General features: G+C 37.7%; 12 protein-coding genes. 1 reads left to right on the top strand and 11 read right to left on the bottom strand.

What is annotated here, in order from left to right; translation table 11 throughout:
- Positions 1–60: 60 nt before the first annotated feature.
- The 11 genes from B3I52_RS05415 to B3I52_RS05365 form a co-directional block, all read right to left on the bottom strand.
- Positions 61–453: a group III truncated hemoglobin gene (locus tag B3I52_RS05415; protein WP_293299419.1), complete on the bottom strand. Its 393-nt coding sequence runs from the start codon at positions 451–453 to the stop codon at positions 61–63.
- A 143-nt stretch (positions 454–596) separates the two neighbouring features.
- Complete coding sequence (locus B3I52_RS05410) at positions 597–1,637, bottom strand: DUF2157 domain-containing protein (RefSeq protein ID WP_293299418.1); 1,041 nt, start codon at positions 1,635–1,637, stop codon at positions 597–599.
- Positions 1,638–1,659: 22 nt separating this feature from the next.
- Positions 1,660–3,885, bottom strand: coding sequence for a cation:proton antiporter (locus B3I52_RS05405; protein WP_293299417.1), 2,226 nt, complete (start codon positions 3,883–3,885; stop codon positions 1,660–1,662).
- 488 nt (positions 3,886–4,373) lie between these two features.
- Entirely contained in the window at positions 4,374–5,390 is a 1,017-nt protein-coding gene (locus tag B3I52_RS05400; RefSeq protein ID WP_293299416.1) for a bifunctional riboflavin kinase/FAD synthetase, read from the bottom strand.
- 13 nt (positions 5,391–5,403) lie between these two features.
- Positions 5,404–6,267: a YitT family protein gene (locus B3I52_RS05395; RefSeq protein WP_293299415.1), complete on the bottom strand. Its 864-nt coding sequence runs from the start codon at positions 6,265–6,267 to the stop codon at positions 5,404–5,406.
- Positions 6,264–7,019 carry a tRNA pseudouridine(55) synthase TruB gene (gene truB / locus B3I52_RS05390; protein ID WP_293299414.1) on the bottom strand — a complete coding sequence of 252 codons (756 nt, stop codon included), beginning with the start codon at positions 7,017–7,019 and terminating at the stop codon, positions 6,264–6,266. The genes B3I52_RS05395 and truB overlap by 4 nt, the downstream gene beginning before the upstream one ends.
- Before the next feature lie 33 nt (positions 7,020–7,052).
- Positions 7,053–7,847, bottom strand: coding sequence for an undecaprenyl-diphosphate phosphatase (locus B3I52_RS05385; protein WP_293299413.1), 795 nt, complete (start codon positions 7,845–7,847; stop codon positions 7,053–7,055).
- A gap of 13 nt (positions 7,848–7,860) precedes the next feature.
- Positions 7,861–8,247 carry a type II toxin-antitoxin system VapC family toxin gene (locus tag B3I52_RS05380; protein ID WP_293299412.1) on the bottom strand — a complete coding sequence of 129 codons (387 nt, stop codon included), beginning with the start codon at positions 8,245–8,247 and terminating at the stop codon, positions 7,861–7,863.
- Positions 8,248–8,451, bottom strand: coding sequence for a type II toxin-antitoxin system VapB family antitoxin (locus B3I52_RS05375; protein WP_293299411.1), 204 nt, complete (start codon positions 8,449–8,451; stop codon positions 8,248–8,250). It abuts the gene before it with no gap.
- Between the two features lie 18 nt (positions 8,452–8,469).
- Positions 8,470–8,691, bottom strand: a complete 222-nt coding sequence (locus tag B3I52_RS05370; RefSeq protein WP_293299410.1) for a DUF3098 domain-containing protein — start codon at positions 8,689–8,691, stop codon at positions 8,470–8,472.
- Positions 8,691–9,569 (bottom strand): cell division protein FtsX, encoded by an 879-nt coding sequence (locus tag B3I52_RS05365; RefSeq protein WP_293299409.1) that lies wholly within the window; start codon positions 9,567–9,569, stop codon positions 8,691–8,693. Before B3I52_RS05365 ends, B3I52_RS05370 begins: the two co-directional genes overlap by 1 nt.
- A gap of 333 nt (positions 9,570–9,902) precedes the next feature.
- Between B3I52_RS05365 and leuS the strand changes: the two genes are divergently transcribed.
- Complete coding sequence (gene leuS / locus B3I52_RS05360) at positions 9,903–12,683, top strand: leucine--tRNA ligase (protein WP_293299408.1); 2,781 nt, start codon at positions 9,903–9,905, stop codon at positions 12,681–12,683.
- Positions 12,684–12,766 lie beyond the last annotated feature (83 nt).

Below are 12,766 nucleotides of genomic sequence, written 5' to 3'. Positions count from 1 at the left end.
ATTTATTCTTATTGAAATTTAAACAGCTTCTGCGACTTCAAAACTGAAAATTGGCAACTGCTAAAGCAACGGTTTTGCATTGCTGTTACGATAGTATTCTATCTTGTACATAAACATTTCGGCCATTTTGTAGCCTCGCCATTTGGCTTCACTGGCTCTTTCGCCTTCAAACAGCTCAGCTAAAGTGTTGTTCCAAATTTGTAGCCAAGTATCAAAATGTAGGGCTTCTACAGGGAGCTTGGCATGTGGCGGAAAAGGACTTCCGGTGTAGGTATGCTCTTCTAAGAGTACAGTTTGCCAAAAACGATACATCTTTTCTAAATGTTCTGGCCATCTGTCGCCAATTCTTTCGTCGAAAATTGGGCCCAATAATTCGTTCTCTCGTATTCGCGAATAGAAAGTGTTTACCAATAACTTGATGTCTTCTAAATTGCTAATATCTGCCAATGCCATTTGCTACTGTTTTAATGTACAAAGATACACCTAATTGCGCTTTTGTTTTTATGACTGCGGTCATGTAATTTATTACTGATGCTCATTTAATGTTGCCCAATTTTGGAGAATTAGCGTTATGCATTACATTTACTGTAGGCTAACTACTTTTTCATAAACTCCAAATTCCAAATTTTTTCGGCCTTGCGACCAATTAATACAAATGAGGCACCTAAAATGGCAAAGAAAACTGCTTTGTGCCAACTGTCCCAAAAATACTCGAAGTAACGCACATAAAGGTTAATGAAAAGGAATGCTATGCCAAACTCTCGGAGCATGGCATCATTTGTTTTTAAGCCAATAACAATGCTTAATACACAAGAGGTAACCGAAATAATTGCCCAATAAAATAAGGATAGCTGTTTTATGGCATACCAATCTTCTAAATTATCATAATTTCCAAAAATAGAGAGTAATAATAAAGAGGTGAACAGGTATAATAATCCGAAAAAGTAAGTAAGATCGAAGAAATAAGACAGTTGTTGGTGCTTTTTTAAAAGTAATGACGACACCGTAAGCAGCAGACCAAAAAAAACAAAGCGCAAAGGATAGTTTAATCCTAAAAATAACCAGTTCCAATTAGACAGATAACCTGTTTCGGTACCATACCAAGTGCCTAAAGCTAAAAGTGCAAATGCCCATATTAGCTTAGATTTAAAATGGTAGGCTAAAGCCAAATAAATCATCACCGAAAAAAGAATGAGTATTGAAAAGTGATTATTATCGCTTGCAAAGGCTTTTCCGAAGTATGCGATTGCATTTGCTGTTAGTATAACTCCCGAGAAAATAATGGCTTCGTTGCTAAATGTTTTGTGTGGGTAGCTTTTCTTTCTTTTAAAGCCAAAAATGTAGCATCCGCTGGCAAGCAAGGCCGATAAGATACTGATTACGATGTTTGGCGTGTTGTATAAATTTTTGAGGTAATTTAACAATGATTTGTCTGCCAATAATGAACTTAGTGCAATCACGCCACAAACCATAGCCGTCCAGAACGAGTATTGGGCCAAACGCCGCCAGTCGAAAGTTTTTGGCTCGTAGCTTTGTTTTAATTTTTGGCAATCGGTATCGCTTAATAAGCCTTCGGTTTGCCAATAATCTAGCATTTCGTCTAAAAAATTACCTTTGTCTTGTTCTATTTTTCTCATTACTTGCTTAAGGAGCTTTGCTTTATTTTAAAAGTGCCGGAATGCGCTTGTTATTACCCACAATCCAAACAATATCCTCATTTTCGAATACTAAATTAGAATCTGGATTAAGGATACGCTGCCCGTTTCTTTCGATACCAACCACCAAGCCTTGTGTTTTCTCTCTTATGCCACTTTCTCTAATGGTTTGTCCAAAAACAGGTGATTTACTGTTGATGACAATCTTTTGTAAGGACATATCTTGTTTAGGAAATGTTTGTTCTTCATTAATTTCTGCATTGTCGCCTTCAAATAAGTTTTTCACGCTAGCTAATTGATCGTCTGTTCCAATTACCAATACCTTATCATTAGGGTATAGCCTTTCGTCTCTTTTAGGTGTTGGGATCATGATTTTGCCCCGCTCAATCATGGCGATGTTAATGCCATATTTTTCCCGTACTGCTAAATCTACCAGTGTTTTACCTACCAGTTTCGATTCTGGAGCTACGGTTAATTCTAGTAGGTGCGTGTCCCAAGGTAAAATCTCGGGTTGTTTTTTAGCGGTTTCTCTAGCATTTAAGTTGTAGAAAAAACGGTTTTCCATTCGTTCGTAGAAAGCTTGTAGTTTGCGTGAAAAAATAATCATTACCAGTACAATTAAGGCCAGCGCAATACCGGCAGCTACCCAGGTGTCGAAAAATTTGTACATTAAGAAGCCTACAAAGAATATCCCAAGCGAAATTCTAAAAATTTCCATAGCTATTAATGGGCCACGGGTGTATTTCTTGTTTAGCCAAAGGTGCGAGTAGGCTACTTTTTGTAGCCTCTTGATGGATAGCGCCCACAAGAATGGCGACATAATTAAGAACGAAATAATAACACTGATAATAACGCCATCTTTATCATTGGTAATGTTTTTAACGATAAATGGGTGTAGCGAATTAGAGGCCAAAACAACAATGGCAATAATTATAACCGAGTGTGTGATGGTGTTGGTAATATAAGAACGTAATAATATTTTCCAATCGCTTAATGTGGTAATACCTTCGGTACTGCTACTGTATCTGTTAATGGCAGTTAGCCATTTTTTAGGGAGTATTTTTTCTAAAAAGTTGTAGAAATTTTCAGAGTACTTGATGAGGTAAGGAGTGGTAAACGTAGTAATTGCCGATACGGCTACCGTGATAGGGTAAAGGAACTCGCTGGTTACTTTTAAACTTAAACCTAAGGTGGCGATAATGAAAGAAAATTCTCCAATTTGAGTTAGGCTTAAACCTGTTTGTACCGAGGTTTTTAAGGGCTGACCAGATAATAGCGCCCCACCACCAGTAGTAATTAGTTTACCCACAATGGTTAAGCCCGTGATGATTAAAATGGGTTGCCAATAAGCAAGTAATACTTTTGGGTCTATTAACATACCCACAGAAACAAAAAAGATAGCACCAAAAAGGTCTTTAACCGATTTGGTAAGATGTTCTATTTTTTCGGCTTGGGTGGTTTCTGCCAGTATCGAGCCCATGATAAAAGCACCTAGCGCAGGTGAGAAACCTACCTTAACGGCCAATATTACCATTACTAAGCATAACGCTAAAGAAACCACCAAGAGGGTTTCATCGTTCATTAGCTTTTTGGTTAGCTTTAAGAAAGTAGGGATGATAAAAATACCGCCCAAAAACCACAGGATAAGAAAGAAGCTTAGTTTTAAGATGGAAATTAGCATGTCTGCTCCTGCAAATTGCTGACTAACGGCTAATGTAGTTAACAGTACCATAATTAAAATGGCGGCTAAGTCTTCTACAATTAGGGCTCCAAAAACGAGGTTGGCAAATTTCTTGTGTTTTACGCCGAGCTCGTCAAAGGCTCTGATGATAATGGTGGTAGAGGAAACGGAAAGTACAGCACCCAAGAAAATACTGTCCATAGTGCTCCAGCCCATTAATTTACCGGCAAAATAACCAATAATACTCATGCCAATAATTTCTACCAAGGCGGTAATGGATGAGGAGCCACCCACTTTAACCAGTTTTTTGAAACTAAACTCTAAGCCAAGGCTAAAAAGTAGAAAGATTACTCCAATTTCGGCCCAAATGGTAATGTTGGCATTGTCTGAAACGGTTGGGATAAAGCTGAAATGTGGACCAACTAAAAGTCCGGCAATGATGTAGCCTAAAACTAAAGGCTGTTTAATTTTTTTAAAAATAATAGTGGTTATGCCTCCTGCGGCAAGTATCAATCCTAAATCTGCAATAAGTACAGGTAAGTGTGTCATCTAGCTAAAAAATGTTAGTTGTTTTTGTTTAAACTTTGGTAATATTGGGCAGGAATGTTTTACCAAAAAACATGCTTAGGGTACAGATAACTAAAAATATATTGGTAACTAAAATTTTCGAGCGTTTTGCCGTAGGCTATTTTTTGCTTAACCAGCAAAGTAACTTTGTTTCTAGCTTTATAAAAGCTGTTAGGTGTTAGACTTTCTTGATTATGAAATCTAGCTTTTGTAGAAAGAAATATGATTTTTGTGTAAGAGAAGCACTTTTTTTCTTGCCCAATTCCAATACGGATAGTACTGTGTGTTTGTGATTGTTTTTGCGCAAGTGCTTTCGTTTCGTTGGCAGATAACGAACCATAAGAGAAGGCTAAGCAAACAAAAAACAACAATATATACTTCATTGCCCACAAATTACAAAAAAAAGTGGGCTTTTTGAAGTGATAATGTAAAGAGGGAGTACCTTGCCTTAAAAAAACGACAGTAAAATGTTAAAGCTGGCTAAAAAAAGCTAAGGTGTCTTCTTTGTCTTTTTGTAGTTGCAGTTTTAATGCTTCTAGGCCAGTAAATTTTACATCGTACCTTAAAAAAGCCAAGAAATTCATTTTAATGTGCTGTCCGTAAATTTCTCTATCGAAATCAAAAATGTTTACTTCTATGTTTCGGGTCATGCCGTTAATGGTGGGCCGCTGCCCAATGTAGGCCATGCCTTTGAAAGTTTGATGTCCGATGTCTGATGTCGGAAGTTTTATGTCCAAATCTTGTATTTGTGCACTATTATCTTCGGTCTTCGGTCTTGGGTCTTCTAACGCTAGCTCTACCGTCACTGCATAAATACCATCGCCAGGAATAAGTTTGTAGGTTTCGGCTATAAAAATATTAGCTGTAGGAAAACCAATGGTTCTACCAATTTTATCGCCTTTAATTACGGGGCCACAAATAGAAAAAGTATAGCCTAAATATTTATTGGCCAGGGCAACATCGCCTTCTAAAAGTGCTTTTCTAATTTTGGTAGAGCTTACAGAAACATCATTAATGTCTTGTTCGGGGATTTCTTCTACTTCGTAGCCAAATGTATTGGCGTTTGCTGTTAAAGTTTGGATATTGCCTAACCTGTCTTTCCCAAACCGGTGGTCGTAACCGATGATGATTTTTTTAGTGCCAATGGTATCTACTAGAATTTTTTTGATGTATTCTTCTGCGCTGAGGTTCGAAAAATCTCTCGTAAAAGGAGTGATGATTAAGTGGTCTATGCCTAAACTTGCCAAAATTTGAGCTTTCTCATCAATGGTGTTGATCATTTTCAGTTCCTGGTTTTCAGGATCTATTATCATTCTAGGGTGCGGAAAAAAGGTTAGCAAGACACTTTCGCCACCCGATGATTTTGCCAATTCGCACAGCCTTTTAACAATTTTTTGATGTCCGAAATGTACACCATCGAAAGTACCAATGGTAACTACGGCGTTAGCTAATTTTTTAAACTCAGAAAGTTGATGATATATTTTCAAAATGATAAAATCTTTAATGGAATGCCTGACGTTTAACTACGCCACCTTTCAAGTCGGCAATTTGTTGTTGTACTACAAAAGCGTTAGGGTCTATTTCGTTAATCTTATCTTGTAGCTTGCCCAGTTCGAGTTTGGTTACCACTGTATAAATAATGTCGATGTCCTTTTTCTGCAAATAGCCGCCTTCGCCTTTGTAAATGGTTACGCCACGCTTCATATCGTTAATAATAAAAGCTTTAATGGTTTCATTTTCTTCAGAAATGATGGTTACACCAGTATAGGCTTCTAATCGGTTTACGATAAAATCGATGGTGTTGGTGGCCGATAAATAAGTTAGGATGGCATACAGTGCGGTATCAATGTTAATGAAATAGGCAGCAAAAAGAAATATAATGATGTTAAGGATAAAAATGATATTCCCTACGGTTAATTGACTTTTTCTGCTAATGTAAAGCGCTAAGACTTCGGTGCCATCAATTACACAGCCGCCACGCATAGCAAGACCAATACCGCCGCCTAAAAAGAAACCGCCAAAAAAGGCAACCAGTACTTTTTCGTGTGTTATAGGTTGGAAAGGGATAAAAATTAACCCCAAAGAAAGCGCAGCAATAGCAATAGCTGTTTTAAAGGCAAAAACGCTACCGATTTGCTTATATCCTAAAATAATGAACGGAATATTAATGGCGATGATTAAGTACGATAGGTTCCAGCTGGTTAATGTGCTTAGCAATAGAGAGATACCTGTTACGCCGCCATCAATAAAATGTTCGGGCATTAAAAAGCTTTTTAAGCCAAAACAGGCCGAAATAACACCCAAACACATAAAAAGAACTTCTCTAACTTGTCGTACCTTGTCTGTCTTTTTTTTTGCTGTCATAACGATGAACTTTCGGTGTTCAATTTTGCTTTTTCTCTTCTATTGCGAAGATAAGCAATGAAATCTGGTAGCTCAAAAGCATTGCTTAATAAAAAGCTGCCGCTCCGGGTGCGGGTTAATTTAGAAAGATAAGCACCGTTGTTTAGGGCTTTTCCAAAATCGGAAACTAAGGAGCGAATGTAAGTGCCTTTGCTGCAAACTACACGGAAATCAACTTCTGGCAAAGCAATTCGAGTAATTTCGAACTCGTTAACGGTTACAAAGCGTTTCTTCAGTTCTACTTCTTCGCCCAATCTGGCTTTTACATATAAGCGTTCGCCATTTACTTTTACGGCAGAGTGTGCTGGCGGATATTGAGAAATGTCGCCTTTAAACTGTGTTGTTGCAGCATGGATTTGCTCTTCGGTAAGCTGCGAAATATCAAAAGTAGTATCTACCGCGGTCTCCATATCGTACGATGGGGTGGTTGCACCTAAGATAAGCGTGCCTGTATATTCCTTTTCTTCGGCCTGAAAAGTATCAATTTGCTTGGTTAGTTTGCCGGTACAAATAATTAATAGGCCTGTAGCTAAAGGGTCTAATGTGCCTGCATGGCCAACTTTTAATTTCTGCGGCTTTAACGAATTACGGATTTTTCCCACTACGTCAAACGATGTCCATTGGTAGGGTTTGTTAATGAGCAGCAGTTCGCCTTCTGCAAAATTGAATTCTGGAAATGTGGTGTTTTCTTGCAATGCAATAATTTTTTGCAAAGGTAATATTAAAATCCCGAAGGGATGATATGCTTAAACAATGGTTAGTTCTACTCCGGCAAAATAAAGCCCTAATATAAGTAGGCCTATGGCAATTCTGTACCAACCAAAAATACGAAAGCCGTGCTTGGTTAAAAAGCTAATGAACGATTTGATGGCGATAATAGCCACCACAAAAGCTATAACATTGCCAACAAGTAGGATTTTAATGTTTTCGGCATTTAACAGCTCGTAGCCTTTTAGTAATTTGTAGCCCGTTGCAGCCACCATGGTAGGTACCGCTAAAAAGAACGAGAATTCTGCTGCCGCACTTTTGGTTAATTTTTGTTGCATACCACCTATAATGGTAGCGGCGCTTCTGCTTAAACCTGGGAAACAAACTGCCAATACTTGGTACAAACCTATTTTAAAAGCTGTGCCGTTGGTAATTTCACTTTCGTTGGCCACGGTTGGGTTTTTAAATACCTTATCTATAAATAATAGTATGATGCCGCCAACTAATAAAATTACAGCTATAAATACGGGATTGCCCAGTTTACTGTCTATAAAATCGTTTAGTAGATAGCCAAAAAAAAGTGCTGGTATAACCGCAATGGCCAATTTTAGATAAAAGGCAAAGCTGTTAAGGTTGATGAATTTTTTCCAATAAACTACTACTACCGCTAAAATGGCACCTAATTGAATGGCAATGGTAAAAAGTTTCACAAAGTCGTCTTCGGCAATGCCCATTATAGAGCTGGCTATCACCATGTGGCCAGTAGAAGAAACGGGTAAAAACTCGGTTAATCCTTCAATAATTGCAAGGATAAGTGCTTGTAGGTAGTTCATGTTTAGTAAGTTGTTAATCCCACTCTAGGATTATTTTGTATTTATCCATATGATTATCTTTCGATAATAATGTTAGCTTTTCTGAAATGGTTTGTGATATGATTAGCCTATCAAAAGGGTCTTTGTGATACGGCTCTAAATTTAATAATCCTGTGAGGTGTAGCTCACTAATTTCAATTATTTCAATCTGATTTCTTTTAGCGAATTCGAATAATTCATTAAATGGAATGTCCAGCTCAAGTTTTCCTAGCTGTATTTTTATTGCAATTTCCCAAAAAGAAACAATGCTAATGTAGCAAGATTGGTTAATGTTGTTGATTTTAGAAATAATATTTTGCGGTAATTGCTTATTTCCCTCTACAAACCATAAAAAGGTATGAGTATCCAATAAGTATCTCATCTATTGATATTCCGAAAATACGTCTAAAGGTTCATCGAAATCATCTGAGAGCCTAATTTTTCCTTTGGCGTAACCAAACTCACGAGCTTTTAATTTGGTCTTTTTAGCTGTTTTTGTTTTTAAAAAAGCAACAAAATCAGCAACTTCCTGTCTCAAGTGGGCAGGTAAGGACTCTATTTCCATTTGTAATTTTGCGGCTGTCATACACAAATATAACGATTTCTATTTTTTCAGCACTGCGTAAACACCGAAAGCAAATCCAAAAAGCACTACCATTGGAGCAATTAGTGTTCTTCTAACATCGTAAATGTCACCATCAGCACCCATCATCAACAAAAAGCCCACTACCACAATTACCATGCTGATGATTAATAATTGATAGTTTTTTTTGGTGAACACCAATTCTTCTTTCTGCGTTGCAGAAGTTGTTTTTTTATCTGTCATTATCTGTACAGGTCGTAAATTTTTAAACGTAAATATTTGCTTACCGCAAACCAAGTGCTAATTGCTGTAATAAAAATGCCAATAGCTACCATGCTAATGAATACCAAGCCAAACTCTGTAAAGTTTCTCAAGATAATAATTTCTGGTAGTTCTTGTTGGGCGTAATATAATAAGCCTAAAAGGATAATTATTGCAATAAAAGAAGCTATGATGCCATGCAATGCGGCAACCAAAATAAAGGGTTGGCGAATGAAGTTCTTGGTAGCCCCCACTAACTGCATACTTTTTATTAAGAAACGTTGTGAGAAAATTGCTAAGCGAATAGTGTTGTTAATTAAAGCAATGGCAATAACCAACAAAATACCTGCAAACCCCAAAACAATTAAGCTAATGGTATTGATATTTTTGTTCACCATATCAATTAGCGAACTTTGGTAAACTACTTCTTTTACAATTGGATTTTTTTCGATGTTTCTCTTTAGCGCATCGATGTTTTGGTTGTTGGCATAATCTGCCTTCATGTAAACGTCAATGGTAGAAAGTAGCGGATTGTAGCCCAAAAAATTCACGAAATCTTCGCCTAAATCTTTGGTAAGGTTGTGTTGCGCAACTTCTTTATTTACGTATTGGGTCTGTTTAACTGCAACATTGTTGTCTAAACTCTTTTTAAACGCAAGTACTTCGGTTTCTTTGGCACCTTCATCAACAATAATGTTAAGCACAATGTTTTCTTTCACATAATTGGATAAGTTTTTGGCGTGTACCAAAATTAATCCCAACATACCCAACATTAACAATACCAATGCAATACTGAAAATAGTAGAAATATATACTGTTTTGGTTTTTTTTGCCGCCTGACTTACTTCAAATTCTTCCATACGTAATAATTGTTTCTGCGAAAATAAGTAAATGTAACCTAAAACTTAAATTAAATAACTCCTAAATTGCCCGATTGCTAGAATGTTTGAAAGTTGTAAAGTTGTAAAAATACTTTGCAAGGTAGATAGGCTTTAACATTCTTTAACTTGTTTTGCCGTCCGAAAGTTGATAGACCGCAAGTCCGAAAGATATGGATAGTGATAATATTTTGTGTTTGATAATTGGTGCTTGGATATTGGTCATTTCTCAGACCACTGATAGCCGACTACTGACCACTTTTGACCAATCGTAAATTTCCTTACCTTTGCACTCGATTTAGAAACAGCATATCAATGGATTATCAATTTGCAGCCATAGAACAAAAGTGGCAAAAATATTGGGCAGAAAATCAATCGTTTAAAGCCGAAGCCAATTCGAACAAGCCGAAATACTATGTTTTAGACATGTTTCCTTATCCTTCGGGAGCAGGTTTGCACGTTGGCCATCCGCTGGGTTATATCGCATCTGATATTTTTGCAAGATACAAACGTTTAAAAGGTTTCAACGTATTGCACCCAATGGGTTACGACTCGTTTGGTTTACCTGCCGAGCAATATGCCATCCAAACAGGGCAACATCCGGCAGTTACCACAGCAACCAATATCAATACCTACCGCAGGCAGTTAGATCAAATTGGTTTTTCTTTTGATTGGAGCCGAGAGGTGCGCACCAGCGACCCTTCTTATTACAAGTGGACACAGTGGATTTTTATGCAGCTGTTCAACTCTTGGTACAACTTAGAAACTGATAAAGCTGAGCCGATATCAGCCTTAATCCATAAATTTAATGAAGCTGGCAGTGCCGATGTAAAAGCGGCTTGCGATGAAGATGTTAGAACTTTTTTACCGACCGATTGGGCTACTTTTACGGAAGAGGAAAAACAAGTAGAGCTATTAAAATATCGTTTAACGTATTTAAAAGAAAGTACGGTAAACTGGTGCGCAGCCTTGGGTACGGTATTGGCTAATGATGAGGTAATTGGTGGTTTTTCTGAGCGTGGCGGGCATCCGGTAGAGCAAAAGAAAATGATGCAGTGGAGTATGAGAATTACTGCCTATGCCGACAGACTTTTGCAAGGATTAAATACGATTGATTGGCCAGAGCCAATTAAAGAAATGCAACGCAACTGGATTGGCAAGAGCGTTGGTGCGTCTGTAAAGTTTAAAGTAGAAAATAGCGATAAACAAATTGAAGTTTTCACCACACGTGTGGACACGATTTTTGGAGTTTCTTATTTGGTATTAGCACCAGAGCACGAATGGGTAGCAGAATTAACTACTCCTGAGCAAAAAGCTGATATCGAAAATTACATCTTACAAACCAAAAAGAAATCGGAATTAGACCGCATGGCGGACGCTAAAACTGTTTCTGGTGCTTTTACAGGTACTTATGTGATTAATCCGGTAAGTGGCGAGCGTGTACAGTTATGGATTGCAGATTATGTATTGGCTGGTTACGGTACTGGTGCGGTAATGGGCGTGCCAAGTGGCGACCAACGCGATTGGTTATTTGCAACACACTTTAATTTGCCAATTGTACAAATTTTAGATGCACAAAAAGACATTGACCAACAGGCAGATGCGACCAAAGAAGGCAAATATATCAATTCTGGTTTCATCAACGGCATGGAGTATAAAGAAGCAGTTGCTTTCTTAAATAATTGGTTAGAAGATCAAGGAGTTGGAAAAGCAAAAGTGAATTTCCGCCAACGTGATGCTATTTTTGGCCGTCAACGATATTGGGGCGAGCCAATTCCGGTGTATTTTAAAGATGGTTTGCCTTACTTGTTAAAAGAAGAAGAATTACCATTGGTATTGCCAGAAATTGATAAATATTTACCAACTGAAACAGGCGAACCACCACTAGGAAGGGCCGAAGGTTGGAAATACGAAGACCGTTATGAGTACGAACTTTCTACCATGCCAGGTTGGGCAGGCAGTAGCTGGTATTGGTACCGTTATATGGATGCGTTGAACAACAACGAATTTGCATCGAAAGAAGCAGTGAACTACTGGAAAGATGTGGATTTGTACATCGGTGGTTCTGAGCACGCCACTGGTCACTTGTTGTATAGCCGTTTTTGGAACAAATTTTTGAAGGATTTAGGATTTGTGCAAGAAGAAGAACCTTTCAAAAAGTTGATTAACCAAGGGATGATACAAGGTAGAAGTAACTTTGTTTATCGGATAGTTGACGAGGAAGGAAAAGGCACGAACAAATTGGTTTCTTACAATCTTAAAAAGGATTACAAAACCATTGCTTTACATGTTGATGTAAATATTGTAGAGAATGAAATTTTAGCCTTAGAGGCATTCAAGAAATTTAGACCCGAGTTTGCTGATGCTGAATTTATCTTAGAAAACGGCAAATACGTTTGCGGCGTAGAAGTGGAGAAGATGTCGAAATCTAAGTTCAACGTGGTAAATCCTGATGTGCTAATTGCACAATACGGCGCAGATACTTTACGTATGTACGAGATGTTTTTAGGGCCGTTAGAGCAAAGTAAACCTTGGAACACCAACGGAATTGAAGGTGTGTTTAAGTTCTTGCGTAAATTCTGGCGTTTATTCCATAACGAAGCTTGGGAATTTACCGTAAGCGATGCTGAGCCAACCAAAGCCGAGTTGAAAGCGTTGCATAAAATCATTAAGAAAGTACAGGATGACATCGAAAGATTTTCTTTCAATACATCAGTATCAAGCTTTATGATTGCCGTAAACGAACTGACCGATTTGAAATGCAACAAACGAGCAATTCTTCAAGATTTAGTAGTGGTTTTGGCTGCTTATGCACCGCACATTTGCGAAGAATTATGGTCGTTGTTAGGCCACAAAGATTTAACTACGGCTCAATTCCCAGTTTTCAACCCTAATTATTTAATAGAAGACGAATTTGCATATCCAATTTCTATCAACGGAAAAATGAAGATGAACTTGAATTTGAGTCTTGCCTTAGAAGCTAAAGAAGCAGAAGAAGCGGTTTTGGCCAATGAGCAGGTTCAAGGATTTTTAAATGGTGCTACACCTAAAAAAATCATCTTTGTTAAAGGAAAAATTGTAAATATTGTAGTTTAAGCGATACGTTATTTTGATCCCTGTTTTTTCGAGAGAGAAATCTAGCAGGTGTAAGACAGCATACTAGGCTTCTCCTCGTGCCT

Source organism: Pedobacter sp. UBA4863, from assembly GCF_002399615.1.
GTDB lineage: Bacteria > Bacteroidota > Bacteroidia > Sphingobacteriales > Sphingobacteriaceae > Pedobacter.
The sequence above is the reverse complement of the archived record's forward strand: the minus strand, read 5'-3'. Positions and strand labels throughout refer to the sequence as shown.